Origin of the sequence: Streptomyces violascens (assembly GCF_014649955.1) — a bacterium.
GTDB classification, from domain to species: Bacteria; Actinomycetota; Actinomycetes; order Streptomycetales; family Streptomycetaceae; genus Streptomyces; species Streptomyces violascens.
Genome location: NZ_BMUA01000025.1, coordinates 45,091 through 66,801 on the forward strand (window position 1 = coordinate 45,091; position 21,711 = coordinate 66,801).

Annotated in this window: 21 protein-coding genes; 11 read left to right on the top strand and 10 right to left on the bottom strand. The window is 70.4% G+C overall.

What is annotated here, in order from left to right:
* Window positions 1-23: 23 nt before the first annotated feature.
* Together IE206_RS33150 and IE206_RS33155 are read right to left on the bottom strand one after the other, a co-directional pair.
* Window positions 24-563 (bottom strand): GNAT family N-acetyltransferase, encoded by a 540-nt coding sequence (locus tag IE206_RS33150; protein WP_189968764.1) that lies wholly within the window; start codon window positions 561-563, stop codon window positions 24-26.
* 40 nt (window positions 564-603) lie between these two features.
* Entirely contained in the window at window positions 604-1,428 is an 825-nt protein-coding gene (locus IE206_RS33155; protein WP_189968766.1) for a helix-turn-helix domain-containing protein, read from the bottom strand.
* Between the two features lie 148 nt (window positions 1,429-1,576).
* On the opposite strand from IE206_RS33155, the gene IE206_RS33160 reads away from it, so the two are divergent.
* Window positions 1,577-2,406, top strand: a protein-coding gene (locus IE206_RS33160) for an IS5 family transposase (RefSeq protein WP_229853264.1) whose coding sequence is annotated in 2 segments (ribosomal slippage) — window positions 1,577-1,918 and window positions 1,921-2,406 — 828 coding nt in all. Because the reading frame shifts where the segments join, the coding sequence is not laid out codon by codon here.
* Window positions 2,407-2,411: 5 nt separating this feature from the next.
* Here the strand turns inward: IE206_RS33160 and mgtA are convergent.
* The 6 genes from mgtA to IE206_RS33190 form a co-directional block, all read right to left on the bottom strand.
* Window positions 2,412-4,994 (bottom strand): magnesium-translocating P-type ATPase, encoded by a 2,583-nt coding sequence (mgtA, locus tag IE206_RS33165; RefSeq protein WP_189968768.1) that lies wholly within the window; start codon window positions 4,992-4,994, stop codon window positions 2,412-2,414.
* Entirely contained in the window at window positions 4,978-5,349 is a 372-nt protein-coding gene (locus tag IE206_RS33170; protein ID WP_189968770.1) for an ArsR/SmtB family transcription factor, read from the bottom strand. Before IE206_RS33170 ends, mgtA begins: the two co-directional genes overlap by 17 nt.
* Before the next feature lie 50 nt (window positions 5,350-5,399).
* On the bottom strand, window positions 5,400-7,376 hold the full coding sequence (locus IE206_RS33175; protein ID WP_189968772.1) for an ABC transporter permease: 1,977 nt from the start codon (window positions 7,374-7,376) through the stop codon (window positions 5,400-5,402).
* A gap of 105 nt (window positions 7,377-7,481) precedes the next feature.
* Window positions 7,482-8,300 (bottom strand): molybdate ABC transporter substrate-binding protein, encoded by an 819-nt coding sequence (gene modA, locus IE206_RS33180; protein WP_189968881.1) that lies wholly within the window; start codon window positions 8,298-8,300, stop codon window positions 7,482-7,484.
* A gap of 168 nt (window positions 8,301-8,468) precedes the next feature.
* A complete protein-coding gene (locus IE206_RS33185; protein WP_114040375.1) occupies window positions 8,469-8,864 on the bottom strand; it encodes a TOBE domain-containing protein in 396 nt (131 codons plus the stop codon).
* A gap of 214 nt (window positions 8,865-9,078) precedes the next feature.
* On the bottom strand, window positions 9,079-9,663 hold the full coding sequence (locus tag IE206_RS33190) for a hypothetical protein (RefSeq protein WP_189968883.1): 585 nt from the start codon (window positions 9,661-9,663) through the stop codon (window positions 9,079-9,081).
* Window positions 9,664-9,837: 174 nt separating this feature from the next.
* Between IE206_RS33190 and hemL the strand changes: the two genes are divergently transcribed.
* From hemL to ccsB, 7 genes are all read left to right on the top strand, one after another.
* Entirely contained in the window at window positions 9,838-11,160 is a 1,323-nt protein-coding gene (hemL, locus tag IE206_RS33195) for a glutamate-1-semialdehyde 2,1-aminomutase (protein ID WP_189968774.1), read from the top strand.
* Window positions 11,157-11,852 carry a histidine phosphatase family protein gene (locus IE206_RS33200; protein ID WP_189968776.1) on the top strand — a complete coding sequence of 232 codons (696 nt, stop codon included), beginning with the start codon at window positions 11,157-11,159 and terminating at the stop codon, window positions 11,850-11,852. The genes hemL and IE206_RS33200 overlap by 4 nt, the downstream gene beginning before the upstream one ends.
* Before the next feature lie 290 nt (window positions 11,853-12,142).
* Complete coding sequence (locus IE206_RS33205; RefSeq protein WP_226600115.1) at window positions 12,143-13,351, top strand: polysaccharide deacetylase family protein; 1,209 nt, start codon at window positions 12,143-12,145, stop codon at window positions 13,349-13,351.
* 77 nt (window positions 13,352-13,428) lie between these two features.
* Entirely contained in the window at window positions 13,429-14,037 is a 609-nt protein-coding gene (locus tag IE206_RS33210) for a TlpA family protein disulfide reductase (protein ID WP_189968778.1), read from the top strand.
* A gap of 7 nt (window positions 14,038-14,044) precedes the next feature.
* Window positions 14,045-14,806: a cytochrome c biogenesis CcdA family protein gene (locus tag IE206_RS33215; RefSeq protein ID WP_373301026.1), complete on the top strand. Its 762-nt coding sequence runs from the start codon at window positions 14,045-14,047 to the stop codon at window positions 14,804-14,806.
* A gap of 3 nt (window positions 14,807-14,809) precedes the next feature.
* Entirely contained in the window at window positions 14,810-16,513 is a 1,704-nt protein-coding gene (gene resB, locus IE206_RS33220; RefSeq protein ID WP_189968780.1) for a cytochrome c biogenesis protein ResB, read from the top strand.
* Window positions 16,510-17,601: a c-type cytochrome biogenesis protein CcsB gene (gene ccsB / locus IE206_RS33225; RefSeq protein ID WP_189968782.1), complete on the top strand. Its 1,092-nt coding sequence runs from the start codon at window positions 16,510-16,512 to the stop codon at window positions 17,599-17,601. The genes resB and ccsB overlap by 4 nt, the downstream gene beginning before the upstream one ends.
* A 322-nt stretch (window positions 17,602-17,923) precedes the next feature.
* Here ccsB and IE206_RS33230 read toward each other — a convergent pair whose 3' ends face one another.
* Window positions 17,924-18,277, bottom strand: coding sequence for a PLD nuclease N-terminal domain-containing protein (locus IE206_RS33230; RefSeq protein ID WP_189968784.1), 354 nt, complete (start codon window positions 18,275-18,277; stop codon window positions 17,924-17,926).
* Window positions 18,278-18,365: 88 nt separating this feature from the next.
* On the opposite strand from IE206_RS33230, the gene IE206_RS33235 reads away from it, so the two are divergent.
* The 3 genes from IE206_RS33235 to IE206_RS33245 all read left to right on the top strand — a co-directional run bounded on the left by IE206_RS33235 (window position 18,366) and on the right by IE206_RS33245 (window position 21,541).
* Entirely contained in the window at window positions 18,366-19,823 is a 1,458-nt protein-coding gene (locus IE206_RS33235; RefSeq protein WP_189968786.1) for a menaquinone biosynthesis decarboxylase, read from the top strand.
* A gap of 82 nt (window positions 19,824-19,905) precedes the next feature.
* Complete coding sequence (mqnP, locus tag IE206_RS33240; RefSeq protein ID WP_189968788.1) at window positions 19,906-20,808, top strand: menaquinone biosynthesis prenyltransferase MqnP; 903 nt, start codon at window positions 19,906-19,908, stop codon at window positions 20,806-20,808.
* Between the two features lie 46 nt (window positions 20,809-20,854).
* Window positions 20,855-21,541: a UbiX family flavin prenyltransferase gene (locus tag IE206_RS33245; protein WP_189968790.1), complete on the top strand. Its 687-nt coding sequence runs from the start codon at window positions 20,855-20,857 to the stop codon at window positions 21,539-21,541.
* Here the strand turns inward: IE206_RS33245 and IE206_RS43270 are convergent.
* The gene (locus IE206_RS43270; protein ID WP_264199000.1) at window positions 21,538-21,663 is read right to left on the bottom strand and encodes a hypothetical protein; all 126 of its coding nucleotides are present in this window, start codon (window positions 21,661-21,663) and stop codon (window positions 21,538-21,540) included. The two genes, IE206_RS33245 and IE206_RS43270, sit on opposite strands and share 4 nt — an antisense overlap.
* Window positions 21,664-21,711: the final 48 nt, after the last annotated feature.

Below are 21,711 nucleotides of genomic sequence, written 5' to 3' on the forward strand. Positions count from 1 at the left end.
CCAGGGCGGCGCCCCGCGTGGGGTCAGCCCCCGGCCTCCAGGTCCATCCGCCAGTCGTTGGAGCGGAGCGGCGTGCCCGGCGGGTACTCGAACTCGACCTCCCCGGCCCACTCGAACCCGGCCTTGCGGCAGGTGGCGTTGGACGCGGCGTGGTCCACGGAAGGGTAGGCGTGCAGCCGGCGCCGGCCGCCCGCGGCACGGGCCTCCTCCACGACCGCCAGGAGCGCCGCGACGGCCAGGCCGCGGCCCTGGAACTCGGGGAGGATGCCGTACCCCGTCTCGTACACCGCCTCGCCCTGCCATATGCGCGGCCAGTACCCGACCGATCCGACGGTCTCGCCCGTCCCGTCGAGGACGACCTTGAACATCCGGCCCTCGGTGGCCGGGCGGGCGCTCATCGCCCGGTACTTGTCGTGCCGGGACAGCACCTTCTCCTCGGACTCCGGGCCGCCGAGGTGATCCGTCATCTCCGGCGCGTTCTTCCTCCGGAGCAGGCCCAGGTCGCCGTCCGACCAGGCTTCGAGGCGGATGTGCGGGGGAACTTCACGGGTCGTGTCGCTCATGTCGAAAACAGTAGACGCCGGGTCTGACAACGGCAGTTGATCATGCGCGGGAGGCCCCGGGGCGCAGGGCCGAGGGCGGTGCGCCGAGCGTGGCGGTGAAGTCCCGTACGAGATGGGCCTGGTCGGCGTAGCCCAGCTCGGCGGCCAGCCGGGCCCAGTCGACGGCGTCGGTGGATTCGGCGTGTTCGAGGGCCTCGTGGATGCGGTAGCGCAAGACCACCCACTTCGGGCCGACGCCCACATGGGCGGCGAAGAGCCGTTGCAGGGAGCGCGCGGACAGCCCCGCCTCGCGGGCGAGTGCGTCGACCCGGCGGACCGTGCGGTCGTGGCGGATGCGGTCGACCAGTTCCATCGCGAGCTCCGCCTGAGGGTCGGGCCGTGGACCGAGACCGAGCAGGAAGGCGTCGAGGGCGGCGACCCGGCCCTCGTCCCGGTCCGGTGAGAGCACCGCCGTGGGGTCGGCGGAGGGGAACACGGGGTCGGCTGGGATCACCCGGTCCGTCCACTCGGACACCGCGAACCCCGGCGCGAAGGGCCGGAACCCGCCAGGGCGGAACTGGATCCCGCACACCCGCCCGCGGCCCGCCAACTTCCGGGTGTCCAGGGCGAGTCCGACCCCCGAGAGCTCCAGGAAGTCGGGCCGGCCGTCGTCGTACCGCTGGAAGACCAGGTTGACGGACGGATGCGGCACCACGTGCGAGGCGTACGGCTGGGGCAGGTCCCAGTCGATCAGCCAGTAGTGCTCCAGGTAGGGGCGCAGCTCGGGCGCCGGATCATGGCGGCGGAACCGTACGTGCGCGAAGAGATCGGCGGCGTCGACGATGCCGCGGGTGTCGCGCCGCGGGCCGGAGTTCTGCGCTGACATGGGCCGATCCTATGAAGCGGCCGCCTCCTTAGGAGGGTGGGCTCTGCGCTGAGCCGGTATCCCCTACGGGGTGGGTGGCCGTTTCCGGACCGGTCGCCTCCTTAAGAGGTCCTAACAAAAGCGGGTGCTGGTGTGTCTGTCGGCTTGGATGCTCGTTGGTGTGGGCAAGAGACAGTCGCGGCCGTGGGTTGTGTCGGATGAACTGTGGTCGCTGGTGGAGCCGTTGTTGCCGCAGCCGGGGCCTAAGCGGGTCGAGGGCAGGCCACGGGTGCCGGACCGGCAGGCATTGTGCGGGATCCTGTTCGTGCCGCATACCGGGATCCAGTGGGAGTACCTGCCGCAGGAACTCGGTTTCGGTTCGGGCATGACGTGCTGGCGGCGGCTGGCGGCCTGGAACGAGGCCGGCGTGTGGGACAAGCTGCACCTGGTGCTGCTCAGGAAGCTGCGGTCCGCCAGGCAGCTCGACTGGTCGCGGGCGGTGATCGATTCCTCCCACGTCCGGGCGGCACGGCGGGGCCCAAAAGCGGTCCCAGCCCGGTCGACCGTGCACGGCCGGGCAGCAAGCACCACATCCTCACCGACGCCCAGGGCATCCCGCTCGCGGTGTCGCTGACGGGAGGCAACCGCAACGACGTCACCGAGCTGATGCCGCTGCTGGACAAGGTGCCTGCGGTCGCCGGCCTGGTCGGCCGGCCGCGCAAACGGCCGGCCTTGCTGTTCGCCGACCGTGGCTACGACCACGACAAATACCGGGAGAAGGTGCGAATGCTGGGCGTGAGACCAGTGATCGCCCGCCGCGGCGTCCCACACGGCTCCGGTCTCGGCGTCTACCGCTGGGTGGTTGAACGCACCATCGCCTGGTTCCACGGCTTCCGGCGCTTACGCATCCGCTGGGAACGACGTGATGACATCCACGAAGCATTCCTCGGCCTCGCCACCTGCCTCATCACACACCGACACATCCAACGCCTTTGTTAGGACCTCTAAGGGGCAGACATCAGCCGGGCCCGTCGGGCGAACCAGTACAGCGCGCCCGCGTACAGGGCGAGCACCAGGGCGAGCAGCGGGTAGTAGGTCAGGGGCAGCGCGGTCATGCCGATGAGCGGGCCCAGGGGCGAGAGCGGAAGCAGCAGGCCGGTCAGCGCGAGAGCCCCGGCGGTGACCGGGATCCCGCCGCCGCGGCCCGTGCGCAGCAGGACCATGACCAGGGCCTGGGTCAGCAGGTTCTCCGTGAACCAGCCTGCGTGGAAGGCCGTTTCGGCCCGTGTGTCGCTCACCGCCCAGACGAGTACCGCGAAGGTCGCGAGGTCGGCGACGGCATTGAGCACGCCGAACCCGGTCACGGAGGCGAGGACTTCGCGCGGACGCAGCTTCAGCGGGCGGCGCAGCGCCCCGGCCTGCGGACGGTCGTAGGCGAAGGCCAGCTGGGCGGCGTCGAAGCACAGGTTCTGGACCAGGACCTGGGCCGGCAGCATGGGCAGGAACGGCAGCAGCAGACCGGCGGTCAGCATCGCGATGACGTTGCCGAGGTTCGAGGAGAGTGTGATACGCAAATAGCCCGCGATGGTGGCGCCGCTGCTGCGCCCCGCCACGATGGCGTGGTCGAGCGAGGTCAAGTCCTTCGCCGCGAGCACGACGTCCGCCGTCTCGCGGGCCACGTCCACGGCCTCGGGCGGGCAGATGCCGACGTCGCAGGCGCGCAGGGCGGGCAGGTCGTTGACGCCGTCGCCGAGGAATCCGGTGACGTGTCCACGCTCGCGCAGGACCCGTACGATCCGGGCCTTCTGCTCGGGGGAGCAGCGGGCGAAGACAGTACTACGGTCGGCGAGTTCGCCCAGTTCGGCGTCGCTGAGGCCGTCGAAGGAGGCGGCGGTGAGGACCTCGCCGGGCTCCAGGCCGAGTTCGCGGCAGGCACGGGCGGCCGTGCCGGGGTGGTCGCCGGTCAGGACCTTCACGGCGACACCTCTGTGGAGGAGGGCGGTGAGGGCGTCGGCCGCCGTCTCCGCCGTCGCGTCGCGCAGCCCGACCAGCCCCTGGAGGGTCAGCCCGCGCTCGTCGGCGGTGGTGTACGGGCGGCGGGCGGCGGGCCGTTCGGCGAGCGCCACCGCGAGGACGCGCAGGCCGTCGGAGGCGAGGTGCTCGGCGAGCGCGAGTGCCCGCTCCCGTTCGTCGCCGGTGAGCGCGCACCGTTCCAGGACGTCCTCGACGGCGCCCTTGACCACCAGGGTGTGGTGGCCGAGCCGGTGCGGCGTGTTGACGACGGCGGTGGACAGGCGGCGCACCGGGTCGAAGGGAAGGGCGTCGACGGCGTCGTACTCCAGGGCGTCCAGCCCCTGGGGGAAGCGTTCCTCGGCGGCGTCGAGGAGGGCTTCGTCGAGGGCGTCGGCGCCGGGCAGCTCGGCGAGCTGCAACGTCCACAGGCTGTTGACGGCGGCCCAGTGCAGCACCGAGTCGTCGGGGGCACCGGACGCGTCCAGCGCACAGTCCAGGACCGGCCGGTCCTGGGTCAGGGTGCCCGTCTTGTCGAGGCAGACGACGTCGACGGCGCCCAGGTCGTGCAGCGCCGGCAGCCGCTTGACGATCACCTGGTGGGTGCGGGCCAGCGCGGAGGCGCCCCGCGCGAGGGTGGTCGTCACGATGACCGGCAGCATCTCGGGCGTGAGCCCGACCGCGACCGCCACCGCGAACGGCAGCGTCTCCAGGCCGCGGCCGCGCAGCGCGGCGTTGGCCATGAGGACCAGCGGCGGCGTGAGCAGCATGAAGCGGATCAGGATCCAGGAGACGCCGTACACCGACCGGTCGAAGGCGGTCGTGCGCCGGTCGTTGCCCGGCAGCCGGTCGGCCCGCGCGAACCGGGTGTCCGCGCCGGTCGCGACCACCACGCCGGTGCCGCTGCCGGAGGCGACACTGCTGCCCTGGAAGCAGACTTCGGGCCGGTCGAAGTCCTGGGCGCCGATCGGGCGCGTCCGCGCCTGCGCGAAGGGCTCGTCCACCGGGTACTTGGGGACCGGCGCGGACTCCCCGGTGAGCGCGGCCTGATGCATCGTCAGGCCGGAGGCCCGCAGCAGCCGCAGATCCGCCGGTACGAGATCGCCGGGCGCGAGGCGCACCACGTCGCCCGGCACCACCTCGTCCACGGGCACCTCGCGCGCCACCGGCCCCGCGTCGTCGTCCGCCCTGCGCAGTACGGTCGCGGTGCTCGCCACCAGCTCCCGCAGCCCGGCCGCCGACCGGTCGGCGCGGTGCTCGCCGGCCGCCCGCAGCGCACAACTCACCACCACGAGGACCGCGATGACCCCGGCCGTGGCCCAGGCGGCGACCGCCGCGGAGACCAGCGCCAGGCAGGCGAGGACGGCCGTGAACGGGTCGCGCAGGCTGCGGAGAAAAATGATCGGGAGGGAGGGAACTCGGCGCGCGGGGAGGACGTTTTCCCCATACCGCGTGAGTCGTTTCTCGGCTTCCGACTCCACCAGCCCCCGGGGGCCGGAGCCGAGGGAACGCAGCAGCTGCAGAGGAGTGCTCCTTGACAACTGCAGAGTGGAGATCCGCTCAGGCGCCCAGGTCACGAACGAGTCCTGAGGGTCCCGGCAGCTTCACGCCGCCGCCCAGCCGGGCCACCAGCCAGCGCACCATCTGAGCCACATCGGGGTCGTCGACGAGATAGACGACCCGGCGACCCTCCCGCCGGGACCGGACGAGCCCTGCGAGTTTCAGCTTCGCCAGATGCTGACTGACGGCCGGCAGCGCACCGCCGACCCTCTCGGCCAGCCCCGACACATCGGACTCGCCGTGGCTCAGCGTCCACATGATGTGCAGCCGCGCGGGCGAGGCAAGGAGTCCGAAGACGCCCGCTGCCTCGCCGAGCACCTCGGCCGACGGGTCGGCGCTGCTCGTGGTCGTCACCGTCGTCTCCCGTCTCATAGGCGTGGCGGCTGATGTCGCCCCCGGGCAGCCAGTCTAGGGGTGCCGGCTCACAGGGGTACGAGGGTCACCTCGGTTGCCTTCACGCTCGACCACACGGCCGAGCCCTCCACCAGGCCCAGCTCGGCCGCCGCCTGCGGGGTGACCTCCGCGATCAGGTCGGGCGACTCGGCGGACCCGATGAGCACCCGCAGCCTGCTCCCGCTCGCCGTGATCTCCCGCACGGTGCCGGACCAGACATTGCGGGGGCTGCCGTCGGGACGCTTGCGGTGCACGGACACCGACTCCGGCGCGATGATCGCCAACGCCCGGCTGCCCTCGCGCAGTTGCTCGGCCGCGACGATCCGCCCGCCGCCGGCCAGGACGAGCCCGTCGCCGCTCGCCTCCCCGGCCCACGCGTTGCGGCCCAGCATCCGGGCCACCCAGGGGGAGCGCGGATTCCGGGTGACCTCGGTGGGCGGCGCGTCCTGGAGGGTGCGCCCGGCATCCAGGACGAGGACGCGGTCGGCCAGGGAGACCGCTTCGACCGGGTCGTGGGTGACGATCAGGCATACCCCGGCGAACCCGGCCAGGTGGGTGCGCAGGGTGTGGCGGACGCGGGCCCGGGTGGTCTGGTCGAGGGCTGCGAGCGGCTCGTCCAGGAGCAGCAGCCGGGGGCGGGCGGCGAGCGCCCTGGCCAGGGCGACGCGCTGGGCCTGTCCGCCCGAGAGCTGGGCGGGCTTGCGGTGGGCGAGGTGGCCGACGCCGAGCCGGTCCAGCCAGCGCTGGGCGGCGGCGCGGGCCTCGCCGCGGGCCACACCCTGGGCGCGCAGCCCGTACGCCGTGTTGGCGAGCGCGGTCAGATGCGGGAACAGCGCGCCGTCCTGGGGCACCCAGGCGACCCCGCGCTTGTGCGGCGGCAGCGCGGTGACGTCTAGGCCGCCGAGGCGCAGTTCGGCGTGGGCGCGCGGGGTGAGGCCGAGCAGGGCCCGCAGCAGGGTGGTCTTGCCGGCGCCGTTCTCGCCGACGACGGCGATGGTGATGCCGGGGTCCGCTTCCAGCGTGAGCTCGTTGAAGCCGGTCACCTCGGCGTGCAGCGACCAACTCGGCCCCGGCTCGGCCGAGGTGGGGTTCTCGGCGGGCTGCGGGGTCGGCCCGGCGTCCAGGGTGGAGGGCTCCTCAAGTGCGGCGTCGGCAGGCGACGTGCCCCGTACGGAGCCGCTCCGTACCGAGCCGCTCCGTACCGACGCGGAGCCGGTCCAGCGGCCGCGCAGGGCCACGAGCACCGCCATGGCGATGGCGAGCAGGAGCAGCGAGACCGAGGTGGCGGCCTCGGGGGAGTCCTGGAGGAGGAGATAGACCTGGAGCGGCAGGGTCTGGGTGGCGCCGGGGAGGTTGCCGGCGAAGGTGATGGTGGCGCCGAACTCGCCGAGCGCGCGGGCCCAGGTGAGTGCCGCGCCCGCGGCAAGGCCCGGCGCGACCATCGGCAGGGTCACGGTGAGGAAGACGCGGAACGGGGAGGCGCTGAGCGAGGCGGCGGTCTCCTCGTAGCGGGGCCGCAGTCCGCCGAGCGCGCCCTCCAGGCTGATCACCAGGAACGGCATCGCGACGAAGGTGGCCGCGACCACGGCGCCGGAGGTGTGGAAGGGGAGGGTGATCCCGAAGGTGCCCTCCAGCCAGGGGCCGAGCAGGCCGCGCCGCCCGAAGCCCAGCAGCAGGGCGACACCGCCGACCGTGGGCGGAAGCACCATCGGCAGCAGCACGAGCGAGCGCACCAGGGCCTTGCCGGGGAAGTCGACGCGGGCGAGCAGCCAGGCCAGGGGCACACCGAGAAGAAGGGAGAGACCGAGCGCCCAGAACGAGACGACCAGCGAGAGCCGCAGGGCTTCGGTGACATCGGGGCCGGTCAGGTGCGTGCCGAGTTCGCCCCATGAGGTGCGGGCCAGGATGCCGAGGAGCGGCATCAGCAGGAACGCGATGGCGAGCAGCGCGGGCAGGGCCAGTGCGGCCGGTGGGCGCCGGCGGGTGCGGGAGCGGCTGCGAGTCATGGGAGGTCCCCGGTGTCCTGAGGGCGCGGGGCCTGCCCGCCCAGGCGTGGACGGGCAGACCCGGCAAGGGAGTTGGAGCGTTCGTGGACGAGGGAGCCGCAGGGGTTACGGCTGCTGGAAGCCGGCGTCCTGGAGGATCTTCTGCGCCTCGGGGGTGGACAGCCACTTCACGAAGGCGGCCGCGGCGTCGGCGTTCTTCGAGGTCTTGAGGGTGGCGGCCGGGTACTTGGCGACGGCGTTCTGCGCGTCCGGGATGTCGACGGTGTCGACCTTGCCCTTCGCGGAGGCGGCGTCGGTCTTGTAGACGATGCCCGCGTCGGCCTCGCCCAGCTCGACCTTCGACAGGACGGCGCGGACGTTCGGCTCCTGGGAGACCGGCTTGACCGTGATCTTCTGGGAGTCGAGGACCTGCTTGCTGTAGCGGCCGACCGGCACCTCGGGGGCCGCGAGGACGACCTTCAGGTTGGTGTCGGACAGGTTCTTGAGACCTTCGACCTTCTTCGGGTTGCCCTTGCCGGTGGCGATGACCAGGCGGTTCTTGGCGATGATCGACGAAGCGTTCACGTCGGCCTTCAGGCCGTCCATCGTCTTGGTGTCGGCGGTCACCAGGGCGTCGGCGGGGGCGCCCTGCTTCACCTGGGCGGCGAGCTCCTGCGAACCGGCGAAGGAGAACTTCACGTGGGTGCCCGGGTGCTCCTTCTCGTAGGCTGCGCCCGCCGCCTTGAAGACGTCGGTGAGTGAGGACGCCGCGAGGACGGTGAGCTGGGCCGCCTTCGGCGCCGAGCCGGAACTCCCGGACGGGGAGGCGGTCTTGTCGCTTCCGCTGTCCTTGCTGCTACTGCTGCACGCGGCGGCCAGCGGGATGAGCAGGGCGGCGGAGACGACGGCCGCCGCGGCGCGGCGGCGCCGGGTGCTGAGAGCCATGACAGACATGGGTGGTGCTCCTTCGGATGCTTGTCGAGCCGCGCCGGAGGTGAGGGCTTCCTCTGCTTGCTGCCTCGGTGGACGTCCGATGGCCGGATGTCCTGCGAGGAGCGGGGAGCGAGGAAGGGCGACGCCGCGGGGGACGTTCGTGAGTGGCCGGTTTTCGACCTAGGTGCGGTCGATGTGCACGCTGGTGGACTTCACCCGCGCGGTGGCCTGCATGCCCACCTCAAGGCCCAGCTCTTCGACGGCCTCCCGGGTCAGGAGGGAGACCAGCCGGTGCGGACCGGCCTGGATCTCGACCTGGGCGGCGACATCACCGAGCTTGACGGCGGTGACGATGCCGGGGAAGGCGTTGCGAGCGGAGGTGTAGGGCACCTCTTCCTCGCCGTTGGAGGACTGGCCGACTTCGATGGAGAAGGCGGCCAGATCCCGCCCGTCGATGAGTCGGCGGCCGCCTTCGTCGCGATGGGTCGTGACGCGGCCGCCGTCGGCCCAGCGGCGCACGGTGTCGGGACTGACGCCGAGCAGACGCGCTGCCTGGCCGATGGTGTAGGACTGCATGTGCGACAAGATAGGCGGCTTCACGCCGCATATACAAAGGGTCCGGCGGAACCTACGCCGCAGCTGCAGAGCCGAATGGATGAAGGTCCAAGCTGATCGGCCCGCCCGGCGTGGGCCCTGCGCCCCGCCGCCGCGGCCGTGGGCCCGCGGCCCGCAGGGCATTGCGTCCCGCCCCGCCCCGCGCGGCGGGCGTCCCGGCCGGGCGGGCGAGGGATCAGGGCCAGACCAGGCAGTACGGCTGGTGCCCCGCCTCGTGCAGCCGGTGCGAGAAGTCCTGCCATTCGTGCAGGAGTTGATAGACGTTGAAGGCATCGCGCGGGCCGCCGCGGTCCGGCACCGTGGACCAGATGAAGGCGGCCGCGCCGACCGTCTCCTCGCCGACACCGCGCAGCGGGTCGACCACCGTCATGGGGAGCTTGACCACCGCGTAGTCGGGGTGGAGGACCACGAGTTCCAGCGGCGGGACCTTGTGCAGAGGTATGCCCTGGATGCCGGTGAGGACCATCGCGGCCATCGTCTCCGGCTTGATCTTGGTGAACATGCCGCCCATGCCCAGCTCGTCACCGCCGAGCTCCTCGGGACGCATGGTCACGGGCACCCGGGCAGCGGTCGCGCCGTCCGGGGCGCCGAAATACTTGTAGGTCACCCCCACCCGGCCACTTCCGTTCCCCGCCCCTGCGCCGTCCCCGACCCGGTCGATCCGGTCCTGGGCGTCGCGTCGCCGGTGCCGTCCCCGACGGTGGGCGCGCTCGGGACCCCGGTCATCGGTCCCTTCGCCCAGTCCGCCACCGCGATGCATATCCTTCACCCGACTGCTTGTAGCCCGACTGCTTTGTAGAGGGCGCGGCCCCCACCGCGCAACCCGATCATCCGCCGATGCAACTCGATCATCTGCGGATCATCGTGTCATTGACCTCCCCCGCGCGGGTGCGGTGAAACACCAGTCCGCAAGATCGCCCGGCCCTCTGCCACCATGGCGTGTGTGAGCTATCCGTACGAATACGACGCCCCAGTTTCGCAGAACCTCTTCGACCGCGCGTCCGCCGTGACGCCCGGCGGCGTGAACTCCCCCGTCCGTGCCTTCCGGGCCGTGGGCGGTACGCCCCGGTTCATGGTGTCCGGTACGGGTCCGTACCTGACCGACGTCGACGGCCGCGAGTACGTCGACCTGGTGTGCTCGTGGGGCCCCATGATCCTCGGGCACGCGCACCCCGAGGTCGTCGCCGCCGTGCAGGAGGCCGTCGCCCGCGGCACCTCCTTCGGCACGCCCGGCGAGGGCGAGGTCGCGCTCGCCGAGGAGATCGTGGCCCGGGTCGAGCCGGTCGAGCAGGTCCGCCTGGTGTCCTCCGGCACCGAGGCGACCATGTCCGCGATCCGCCTGGCGCGCGGCTTCACCGGCCGTGCCAAGGTCATCAAGTTCGCGGGCTGCTACCACGGCCATGTGGACGCGCTCCTTGCCGCCGCCGGTTCCGGGGTCGCCACGTTCGGCCTCCCCGGCACCCCCGGGGTGACCGGCGCGCAGGCCGGCGACACGATCGTGCTGCCGTACAACGACCTCGACGCGGTGCACGCGGCGTTCCACGCCAACCCGGGCGAGATCGCCTGTGTGATCACCGAGGCCTCGCCCGGCAACATGGGCGTCGTCCCGCCGGCGGACGGCTTCAACGCGGGTCTGAAGGCGGCCTGTGCCAAGAACGGTGCGCTGTACATCTCGGACGAGGTGATGACCGGGTTCCGTACGTCCAAGGCGGGCTGGTTCGGCGTCGACGGCGTCGTACCGGACCTCATGACGTTCGGCAAGGTCATGGGCGGCGGCTTCCCGGCCGCGGCGTTCGGCGGCCGCGCCGACGTCATGGGCCACCTCGCCCCGGCGGGCCCCGTCTACCAGGCGGGCACGCTCTCCGGGAACCCGGTCGCGACCGCCGCCGGCCTCGCCCAGCTGCGGCTGCTCGACGACGCCGCGTACGCGAAGGTCGACGCCGTCTCCCGCGAGATCCAGGCGCTGGTGACCGGCGCGCTCAGCAAGGAGGGCGTGGCCCACCGGCTGCAGACGGCGAGCAACATGTTCTCCGTCTTCTTCACGGCCGACGAGGTCCGCAACTACGACGACGCGAAGAAGCAGGAAGCGTTCCGCTTCAACGGGTTCTTCCACTCGATGCTGTCGCAGGGCGTCTACCTGCCGCCGTCGGCGTTCGAGTCCTGGTTCGTGTCGACCGCCCACGACGAGCGCGCGATCGAGCGCATCGCGGCCGCGCTGCCCGCCGCCGCCCGTGCCGCAGCGGAGGCCACCGCATGAGTGAGAACAGCAACGGCGGGAGCGACCTCACCGTCGTGCACCTGATGCGCCACGGTGAGGTGCACAACCCGGACGGCGTGCTCTACGGGCGCCGTTCCGGCTACCACCTCTCCGAGCTCGGCCGGCAGATGGCCGACCGGGTCGCCGAGCACCTCGCGGGCCGCGACATCACCCATGTCGTCGCCTCCCCCCTGGAGCGCGCCCAGGAGACGGCGAGCCCGATCGCCAAGACGCACGGCCTGGACCTCGCCACCGACCTGCGGCTCATCGAGGCGGGCAACGTCTTCGAGGGCAAGACCTTCGGGGTCGGCGACGGCGCCCTGCGCAAGCCCGCCAACTGGAAGCACCTGACGAACCCGTTCCGCCCGTCCTGGGGCGAGCCGTACATCGAGCAGGTCGTACGGATGATGGGCGCGCTCGAAGCGGCGCGCGATGCGGCCCGCGGGCACGAGGCGGTGTGCGTCAGCCACCAGCTGCCGATCTGGATCGTGCGCAGCTTCGTCGAGAAGCGGCGCCTGTGGCACGACCCGCGCAAGCGGCAGTGCACGCTGGCGTCGCTCACCAGCTTCACCTATCAGGGTGACCGGATCGTGTCCGTGGGCTACAGCGAGCCCGCCCGCGATCTCGTACCGGCGCATCTGCTGGCCGGTGCCAAGCCGGTCAAGGGCAAGTCGAAGGCCTTCGGCGCCTGACGCGTCCGGCCGGCCGGATCGCCCCGGCCGGCCCGCCCGCGCTGCCCAGCGAAACCAGCAGGTCAGCCCGCCCGCACACCCCCCGCCTCTCCGCCCCGCATCCCACACCTCGTACGGTTTACGAAGATTTGTGCGGGCCGTGGGGAACCATCCCTGTTTCTCCCGGCATCTCACGGATTGCCCAACTACGGCGACGTGCTTGGGCTTCGAGGACGACGAGACGACGGTGCAAAGCGATGGGAACGGACGGGCTTATGCGGGAGATCGGCCGGAACGTCAGCCGAAGGAGCATGCTGGGACTGGGTCTGGGGGCCGCGGCCGCGGCCGGGCTGTCCGGCTGCGGCACTTCGGGCGGTAGCGGATCGGGCGGCAAGGGCGGCGACGATCAGGCCGCCAAGAAGGCCGACGCGAAACTGATAGGCGACGGTTCCACTTCGGACACCGGCAAGCAGCCGCACCAGCCCGACAAGCCCGTCCCGCTCGAACCCGGCCAGACCCCGCCCCAGTTCGTCGTCTTCTCGTGGGACGGCGCCGGCGAGGTCGGCAACGGCCTCTTCCCGCGCTTCCTCCAGCTCGCCAAGGACCACGGCGCGGGCATGACGTTCTTCCTCTCCGGCCTCTATCTGCTGCCCGAGGCCAAGAAGCGGCTCTACCAGCCGCCGAACAACCCGGTCGGCGCCTCCGACATCGGCTACCTCTCCGACCCGCACATCAAGGAGACGCTGAAGTACGTCCGCCAGGCCTGGACCGACGGACACGAGATAGGCACCCACTTCAACGGCCACTTCTGCACCGGCCGCGGCACCGTCGAGCACTGGACCGCGGCCCAGTGGCAGAGCGAGATAGACCAGGCGATCGACTTCGTCACCAAGTGGAAGACCAACACGGGCTGGACGGACGAGGACCCGCTGCCGTTCGACTACAAGCGCGAGCTCGCCGGCGGCCGCACGCCCTGCCTGCTCGGCCAGGACAACCTGCTGCCCACCGCGCAGAAGCTGGGCTGGCGCTACGACGCCTCCTCGCCCGGCGGCACCCAGGTGTGGCCGGTCAAGCGGCACGGCCTGTGGGACCTGCCGCTCCAGCAAATACCCTTCCCCGGGCATTCCTTCCAGGTCCTGTCGATGGACTACAACATCCTCGCCAACCAGTCGCAGAATTCGACCAAGGCGCCGCCGGCCAACTATCCCGGCTGGCGCAAGCAGGCCACCGAGGCCTATCTCGCCGGATTCAAGCGCGCCTACGAAACCAATCGCGCGCCCTTCTACATCGGAAACCACTTCGAGCAGTGGAACGGCGGCATCTACATGGACGCCGTCGAGGAGGCGTTCAAGGGCATAGTGGCGAAGCGGGACGAGAAGAAGGATGTGAGGCTCGTCTCCTTCAAGCAGTACTGCGACTGGCTCGACGTACAGGACCCGAAGGTGCTCGCCAACCTCCGCACGCTGGGCGTGGGAGAGGCCCCCGCCGGTGGCTGGAACACGTTCATGAAGACCGTTTAGGCCTTCCTGACAAGGGGCTTTACGGGCACCCAGGGGGGCGCGGAAGATCCCCGAAACCGCCATGCGAAACTTTTCACATGTCCGTGAGTCCTGCCTTCCGACGCCGTCGCACCCTGACGCTGGCCGCGGCTGCCGCGGCCGCCGGTGCGCTGACCCTGACGGCCTGCGGTTCCGGTGGTACGTCCGGTGGTTCCGGTGACACCAAGTTCGTCACCGGTACCGGCGGCATCGCCACCGTCGCCAAGGGCGACCGCCAGAACGCCCCGGAGCTGTCCGGCGAGACCGTCGACGGCAAGCAGCTCGACGTCGCCTCCCTCAAGGGCAAGGTCGTCGTGCTGAATGTGTGGGGCTCGTGGTGTGCGCCCTGTCGCGCCGAGGCGCCGTATCTGGCCAAGGTCTCCAAGGAGATGAAGGCCAAGGGCGTCGAGTTCGTCGGGATCAATACCCGCGACACCGACAAGGGTCCGGCCCAGCAGTTCGAGAAGGAATTCGGGGTCGACTATCCGAGCCTGTACGACCCGATCGGCAAGCTCATTCTGCGTTTCCCGAAGGGCAGCCTGAATCCGCAGGCCATTCCGTCGACGATCGTTCTCGACAAGAACGGAAAGATCGCCGCACGTGCCCTGATGGCGCTCGACGACACCAAGCTGCACCAGATGATCGACCCGCTGATCGCGGAGAAGTGATCGCGTGATGGCACTGGCCGCCGTCGGCTCAATGAATGAGACGGTCTTCAGCGGGGCCCTTCTGGTGGCCCTGCCGGTCGCCGTACTCGGCGGCCTCGTCTCGTTCTTCTCGCCCTGCGTACTACCGCTGGTCCCCGGCTATCTCTCGTACGTCACCGGAGTCACCGGCACCGATCTGGCCGAGGCGCGGCGCGGCCGCATGGTCGCGGGCGCGAGCCTGTTCGTGCTCGGCTTCACCGCGGTCTTCGTGTCCGGCGGCGCGCTGTTCGGCTACTTCGGCAGGAACCTCCAGGAGTACGGCGACACGCTCTCCAAGGTCCTCGGCGTCCTGATGATCCTGATGGGCGTCTTCTTCATGGGCCTCATGCCGTGGATGACGCAGCGCGAATTCCGCGTCCACAAGCGGCCGGTGACGGGTCTGGCGGGAGCGCCGCTGCTCGGCGCGCTCTTCGGCATCGGCTGGACGCCGTGCCTGGGCCCGACGCTCACCTCGGTGAACGCGCTGGCGATGGACCAGGCGAGCGCCGGCCGCGGGGCGATACTGACGGTCGCGTACTGTCTCGGCCTCGGGCTGCCGTTCGTGCTCGCGGCGGTCGCTTTCCGCAAGGCGCTCGGCGCCTTCGGCTGGGTCAAGAAGCACTACGTATGGGTGATGCGGATCGGCGGCGGCATGATGATTGTGACCGGTGTGCTGCTGCTGACCGGGGCTTGGGCGGAGCTCGTCCAGCAGGTACAGGGCTGGTCCCAAGGCTTTCAGGTGGGTGTCTGACGCATGAGCAAGACCGAATCGACTCCCGAGCCGGACCTCGGCGCGGCCGGGGCGCAGCTCTCGACCGCCCCCACCGAGGAACGGTCCAACGGGCCGGTCGGCATCGGCGTCCTCGGCTGGATCCGCTGGTTCTGGCGGCAGCTGACCTCGATGCGGGTCGCGCTGATCCTGCTCTTCCTGCTGTCGCTCGGCGCCATCCCCGGCTCGCTGATCCCGCAGACCAGCGTGGACGAGATGAAGGTCGCCGACTTCCAGAAGCGGCACGACACCATCTCGCCGATCTACGAGAAGCTCGGCCTCTTCCACGTCTACAGCTCGGTGTGGTTCTCCGCGATCTACATCCTGCTGTTCGTCTCGCTCATCGGCTGCATCGTGCCCCGCACCTGGCAGTTCGTCGGCCAGCTGCGCGGTCTTCCGCCGACCGCGCCCGGCCGCCTGACCCGGCTGCCCGCGTACACGACGTGGCGCACCGAGGCCGAGCCCGAGCAGGTCCGCGAGGCCGCGCTCGCCATGCTCAAGAGGCGCCGCTTCCGCTCCCGGATCAGCGGGGACGCCGTCGCCGCCGAGAAGGGCTATCTGCGCGAGGCCGGCAACCTGATCTTCCACGTGTCGCTGATCGTGATCCTGGTGGCGTTCGCCACCGGCCAGCTCTTCAAGTCCGAGGGCGGCAAGCTGATCGTCCAGGGCGACGGGTTCTCCAACACGCTCACCCAGTACGACGACTTCAAGTCGGGCTCGCTGTTCGACACCGGCGACCTGGCGCCGTTCAGCTTCACCCTGGACCGGTTCGACGCGTCGTACGAGCGCAGCGGGCCCGAGCTGGGCACGGCCCGCGAGTTCAAGGCGCACCTCACCTACTCCGAGGGCGCCGACGGCAAGCCGCAGCAGAAGGTCGTCGAGGTCAACAAGCCGCTCGTCGTCGACGGTTCCAAGGTCTACCTGCTCTCGCACGGCTACGCGCCGACGGTCACCGTCAAGGACGGCCAGGGCAAGGTCGTCTTCCAGGGCTCGGTGCCGCTGCTGCCGATGGACAACAACCTCACGTCCAGCGGCGCCATCAAGGTGCTCGACGGCTACCGCGACGCCAAGGGCAACAAGGACCAGCTCGGTTTCGCCGCGTTCTTCGTGCCGACCTTCGGCGGCAAGGGCACCGGCGCGACCCAGATGTTCTCGAAGTTCCCCGCGCCCGACTTCCCGGTGCTCAACATCGGCGCCTACCACGGCGACCTCGGCCTCGACTCGGGCTTGCCGAAGAACGTGTACCAGCTGGACACCAGCAGCCGTTCCATCAAGCCCTTCAAGGACGCCCAGGGCAACATCCTGAAGAAGCTGCTGCTGCCGGGCGAGAGCCTCGAACTGCCCGACGGCGCCGGGTCGATCACCTTCGACAAGGGCCCCATCAAGCAGTGGGCGAGCTTCCAGATCTCCCACCAGCCGGCCAACGGTCTCGCCCTCACCGGCGCGATCGGGGCCATCGCCGGCCTCGCCGGCTCGCTGTTCATCCAGCGGCGCCGGGTCTGGGTCCGGGCCGTCAAGGGCGACGACGGAGTGACCGTCGTCGAGATGGCCGGGCTCGGCCGCAGCGAGTCCGCGAAGCTTCCCGAGGAGCTGGCCGATCTCGCGGTCACGCTCATCCCGCAGGCGCCGACCGCGCCGGATCCCCAACCCGAACCCTCAGTTGTTCCTGCCGAAGGGGCTGAGAAGTGAATCTCGCCGCCACCACCAATGAGAGCCTGGCGCACACCAGCAACTACCTGATCTATTCGTCGATGGCCGTGTACATGCTGGCCTTCTTCGCCAGCATGGCCGAGTGGCTCTTCGGCAGTCGCAGCAAGGTCGCCCGTACGGCGGCCGCGCTGACCGGCGGGGCGCAGGACGCCAAGGACGCGGGGACCGTCAAGGTCGAGGTCGCCACCAAGAACGGCGGCACCGCCGTCCTGGAGCGCCCCAAGATCGTTACGCGTTCCACGAGCGGCAGCCGCGACGTGCCGGACGGCCCCGGTGCCTCCGGCGGTGACGAGAAGGGCGACCTCTACGGCCGCATCGCCGTCTCCCTGACGGTGCTCGCCTTCCTCATCGAGTTCTCCGGTGTGCTCACCCGCGCGCTGTCCGTGCAGCGGGCGCCGTGGGGCAACATGTACGAGTTCAACCTGACCTTCTCCACGGTCGCGGTCGGCGTGTACCTGGCGCTCCTCGCGCTGAAGAAGAACGTCGGCTGGCTCGGCCTCCCGCTGGTCACCACGGTCCTGCTCGACCTCGGCCTCGCGGTCACGGTCCTCTACACCGCCAGCGACCAGCTGGTCCCGGCGCTGCACTCGTACTGGCTGTGGATCCACGTCTCCACCGCGATCTTCTGCGGCGCGGTCTTCTACGTGGGCGCGGTCGCCACGATCCTGTACCTCTTCCGCGACCGGTACGAGGCGAAGCTCGCGGAAGGCGGCAAGCCGGGCAACTTCGCGACGTCCGTCATGGAGCGCCTGCCGGCCGCGTCCTCGCTGGACAAGTTCGCCTACCGGGTCAACGCGGCGGTCTTCCCGCTCTGGACCTTCACGATCATCGCGGGCGCGATCTGGGCGGGCGACGCCTGGGGCCGCTACTGGGGCTGGGACCCCAAGGAAGTCTGGTCCTTCATCACCTGGGTCGCGTACGCCTGCTACCTGCACGCCCGCGCCACGGCCGGCTGGAAGGGCCGCAAGGCGGCGACGCTGGCGCTGATCGCGTTCGGGTGCTGGCTGTTCAACTACTACGGCGTGAACATCTTCGTGAACGGAAAGCACTCTTACGCGGGCGTTTGAGTCGGTACCCAGTACTGGGGTGAGGGCTACTGGGGGTTCTGCCCCCAGTAGCCCGTTCGCGTCTTAAGGGCGCTCGTCCTCAAACGCCGGACGGGCTAGGAGTGGGCTGGTGCCTCTGCGTTCGCAGACGGGCTGAAGTGCTCCGGGGCTGGCCGGCACCGACCCTGCCAGGGGGCGCGGGGAACTGCGCGCCCAGCCCACGCACGGTCCGCAGCCGACGAGCCACCCCCCCCGTAACCGACCCACCCACCCCCGGAGGGTTTAGGGAAGGGGCGGGGTGGGGCCAACGGGGCCTGGGGCGGAGCCCCGGCGCACCCCGGCCCTACTCCTCGCCCCGTTCGCGCCGCTTCAGCTCTTCCTCCCGGCGCCGAAGATCCGCCTCCCAGTCCTTCAGCAGCGCCTCGTCCCGCTTGCTCGACTCCCCGAGCGAAGCGAGGAACGCCGGGTTGTCGTCGGGGGCCGTCCAACGCCCGCCCGGAGCCGAGCCGCCCCGCCGGACCTTCCCCGCCGCCAGCCACGCGACCGGCCCGATCAGGACCTCGCCGAAGAGCAGGATGATGATGATCCACACCACCTTGGGGAGGCCCTTGACCTCCTCCTCCGGGGTGTTCAGGCAGTCGATGAACGCGTAGATCCACAGCGCCAGGACCAGCAGGAACGGCAGATACCTGAGCATGGTTGGAGGGTCCCCCCGGGAACGGTTGCGGGCCGTGCCTCGGCCCCGGTGACCCGGCCAGGGTATCGGGTGCCCGATACTTGACCCCATGGCTTACGACGATCTCCGATCCCTGCTCAGGGCGCTGGAGCGCGAGGGTGACCTCAAGCGCATCAAGGCCGAGGTCGACCCGTATCTCGAAGTCGGCGAGATCGTCGACCGGGTCAACAAGGCCGGCGGCCCCGCCCTCCTCTTCGAGAACGTCAAGGGCGCCTCGATGCCCCTGGCCATGAACGTGTACGGCACCGACCGCCGCCTGCTCAAGGCGCTCGGCCTCACGTCGTACGAGGAGATCAGCGACAAGATCGGCGGGCTGCTCAAGCCGGAGCTGCCGCAGGGCTTCGTCGGCATCCGGGAGGCGTTCGGCAAGCTCGGCTCGATGGTGCACGTGCCGCCGAAGAAGGTGAAGCAGGAGGCCGCGCCCGTCCAGGAGGTCGTCCTGAAGGGCGACGACGTCGACCTCGACCAGCTGCCCGCGCTGTTCACCTGGCCCGAGGACGGCGGCTCCTTCTTCAACCTGGGCCTCACGCACACCAAGCACCCCGAGACCGGCGTCCGCAACCTCGGCCTCTACCGCCTCCAGCGCCACGACAAGCGCACCATCGGCATGCACTGGCAGATCCACAAGGACAGCCGCAACCACTACGCGGTCGCCGCCAAGAAGGGGGAACGGCTGCCGGTCGCCATCGCCTTCGGCTGCCCGCCGGCCGTCACGTACGCCTCGACCGCGCCGCTGCCGGGCGACATCGACGAGTACCTCTTCGCCGGGTTCATCCAGGGCAAGCGGATCGAGATGGTCGACTGCAAGACGGTGCCGCTGCAGGTCCCGGCCAACGCCGAGGTCGTCGTCGAGGGCTGGCTGGAGCCGGGCGAGATGCTGCCGGAGGGCCCGTTCGGCGACCACACCGGGTTCTACACCCCGCAGGAACCGTTCCCCGCGCTGACGATCGACTGCGTGACGATGCGCAGGCGCCCGCTGCTCCAGTCCATCGTGGTCGGCCGACCGCCGACGGAGGACGGCCCCCTCGGCCGCGCCACCGAGCGGTTCTTCCTGCCGCTCCTCAAGATCATCGTGCCGGACATCGTGGACTACCACCTGCCGGAGTCGGGCGGCTTCCACAACTGCGCGATCGTCTCGATCGACAAGAAGTACCCCAAGCACGCCCAGAAGGTGATGCACGCGATCTGGGGCGCGCACATGATGTCGCTGACCAAGCTGATCGTGATCGTGGACGCCGACTGCGACGTCCACAACCTGCACGAGGTGTCCTGGCGGGCCTTCGGGAACACCGACTACGCCCGCGACCTCACCGTCGTCGAAGGCCCGGTCGACCACCTCGACCACGCCTCCTACCAGCAGTTCTGGGGCGGCAAGGCGGGCATCGACGCGACCGCGAAGTGGCCCGAGGAGGGCTACACGCGCGACGGCGGCTGGCCCGCCATGGTCGAGTCGGACCCGGAAACGGCCGAACGGGTGACGAAGCGTTGGAAGGAATACGGACTGTGAGGTGCTGGCAGATGATGGAGAACGGCAGCGCGGAGAGCGGGTTTCCCCGCCTTCGCGGGGATGAACCGGAGTACGGACTCCAGTGAGCGCCTCCGCCGCAGCAGTTCCGCAACCGGGTCGTACCAAGGCGTTCCTCCGCCTGGTCATGATCGAGCACTCGGTCTTCGCGCTGCCCTTCGCCTACACCGCCGCGCTGACCGCGATGTTCCAGCTCGACAAGAACATCCACTGGGCGCGCCTGCTCCTGGTCACCGTCGCCATGGTCGGGCTCCGTACCTTCGCGATGGCGTGCAACCGGATCATCGACCGCGAGATCGACGCCCGTAACCCGCGCACCGCGGGCCGCGAGTTGGTCACAGGGGCGGTGTCGGTGCGCTCGGCGTGGACGGGCGCGCTCATCGCGCTCGTCGTCTTCCTCGGCGCCGCCGCCGCGCTCAACCCGCTGTGCCTGGCGCTCGCGCCGGTCGCGGTGATCCCGATGGTGGTCTATCCGTACGGGAAGCGGTTCACCAACTTCCCGCAGGCCATCCTCGGCATCGCGCAGGCGATGGGCCCGGTCGGCGCCTGGATCGCGATCACCGGCTCCTGGTCGTGGGACGCGGTGATCCTGGGTCTCGCCATCGGCATCTGGATCGGCGGCTTCGATCTGATCTACGCCTGCCAGGACGTCGAGGCCGACCGCGGCCACGGCGTGAAGTCGGTCCCGGCCCGCTTCGGCATCCCCGCCGCGATCTACGGCGCGCGCGGCTGTCACTCCGTCACGATGGCGCTGCTCGTCTGGTATGCCCTCGCCACCGGTGCCGGGTTCTTCTTCTGGCTCGGCCTGCTCATCGTGCTCGCGGCGTTCCTCTACGAGCACACCCTGGTCAAGCCGCACGACCTGTCGCGCCTCAACCGGGCGTTCTTCCAGGTCAACGGCTTCATCGGGATCGCCCTTTTCATCTGCGCGCTGCTCGACCTGCTGGTGCGGGGCCTGACGGTCTGACACCTGGCCCAGACCTTCGGGCGGGCCGCCGGATAGGCTCGGACACGTGGAGCACGTGAACGTACACAGTCAGCAGCGCACGCCCTGGGTCGTCGGCGTGTCGGGTGCCTCGGGGACGCCGTACGCGGCGGCGGTGCTGCGTGCGCTGCTCGCGGCCGGGGAGAGCGTCGACCTGGTGGTTTCGCGGGCCTCGCGCCTGACGCTGCTCGACGAGACCGGCATCGCGTTCCGCGACGCGCACTGGCAGGACGACCTGCGGGCGTGGCTGGCGCGGGGCGCGGACGGAAAGCCGGACACCTTCGGGGCGCTCGACGTGTCGGACGTACGGCACTGGGCGGCCGGGGATCTGGCGGCCGGGCCCTCGTCGGGCTCGTACTCCGTGAAGGGGATGCTGATCGTGCCGGCGTCGACGGCCTGTGTGGCCGGGGTCGCGCTGGGACTTTCGAAGGACCTGTTGCAGCGGGCCGCGAGCGTGACGCTCAAGGAGCGGCGGAAGCTGGTGGTCGCGGTGCGCGAGACGCCGTTGAACGGACAGACGCTCAAGCACCTGGTGACACTGGACGAGGCGGGCGCAGTGGTGCTGCCCGCCTCTCCGGCGTTCTACGCGGGGGCGACGCACATCCAGGATCTGGTGGACTTCGTCGCGGGGCGCGTACTGGATGCGGCAGGGGTGCCGCACGGCCTGTACCGCCGTTGGGAGGGAGAGCTCGGTGGAGGCTCTCGCGGTAACTAGCGCTTCTTGGCGGTGCGCTTGGCGGCGCGGGGCTTCGTCGCGGAGGGCTGGTGGGCACGGGACCGGTTGGCCAGGTCCTGAAGCTCGCGCATCCGGGCGTAGGCCATCTCGATCGTGTACACGGTGACAACTCCTGAAAGATCGTCTTTGATCTGCTGGAAAATTATGCA

What these genes read in the sequence shown, in the direction of transcription:
- IE206_RS33150 (WP_189968764.1), bottom strand. Translation starts at nt 563, where the DNA reads ATGAGCGACACGACCCGTGAAGTTCCCCCGCACATCCGCCTCGAAGCC.
- IE206_RS33155 (WP_189968766.1), bottom strand. Translation starts at nt 1,428, where the DNA reads ATGTCAGCGCAGAACTCCGGCCCGCGGCGCGACACCCGCGGCATCGTC.
- IE206_RS33170 (WP_189968770.1), bottom strand. Translation starts at nt 5,349, where the DNA reads ATGAGACGGGAGACGACGGTGACGACCACGAGCAGCGCCGACCCGTCG.
- IE206_RS33175 (WP_189968772.1), bottom strand. Translation starts at nt 7,376, where the DNA reads ATGACTCGCAGCCGCTCCCGCACCCGCCGGCGCCCACCGGCCGCACTG.
- modA (WP_189968881.1), bottom strand. Translation starts at nt 8,300, where the DNA reads ATGGCTCTCAGCACCCGGCGCCGCCGCGCCGCGGCGGCCGTCGTCTCC.
- IE206_RS33185 (WP_114040375.1), bottom strand. Translation starts at nt 8,864, where the DNA reads ATGCAGTCCTACACCATCGGCCAGGCAGCGCGTCTGCTCGGCGTCAGT.
- IE206_RS33190 (WP_189968883.1), bottom strand. Translation starts at nt 9,663, where the DNA reads ATGCATCGCGGTGGCGGACTGGGCGAAGGGACCGATGACCGGGGTCCC.
- hemL (WP_189968774.1), top strand. Translation starts at nt 9,838, where the DNA reads ATGGCGTGTGTGAGCTATCCGTACGAATACGACGCCCCAGTTTCGCAG.
- IE206_RS33200 (WP_189968776.1), top strand. Translation starts at nt 11,157, where the DNA reads ATGAGTGAGAACAGCAACGGCGGGAGCGACCTCACCGTCGTGCACCTG.
- IE206_RS33205 (WP_226600115.1), top strand. Translation starts at nt 12,143, where the DNA reads ATGCTGGGACTGGGTCTGGGGGCCGCGGCCGCGGCCGGGCTGTCCGGC.
- IE206_RS33210 (WP_189968778.1), top strand. Translation starts at nt 13,429, where the DNA reads ATGTCCGTGAGTCCTGCCTTCCGACGCCGTCGCACCCTGACGCTGGCC.
- IE206_RS33215 (WP_373301026.1), top strand. Translation starts at nt 14,045, where the DNA reads ATGGCACTGGCCGCCGTCGGCTCAATGAATGAGACGGTCTTCAGCGGG.
- resB (WP_189968780.1), top strand. Translation starts at nt 14,810, where the DNA reads ATGAGCAAGACCGAATCGACTCCCGAGCCGGACCTCGGCGCGGCCGGG.
- IE206_RS33230 (WP_189968784.1), bottom strand. Translation starts at nt 18,277, where the DNA reads ATGCTCAGGTATCTGCCGTTCCTGCTGGTCCTGGCGCTGTGGATCTAC.
- IE206_RS33235 (WP_189968786.1), top strand. Translation starts at nt 18,366, where the DNA reads ATGGCTTACGACGATCTCCGATCCCTGCTCAGGGCGCTGGAGCGCGAG.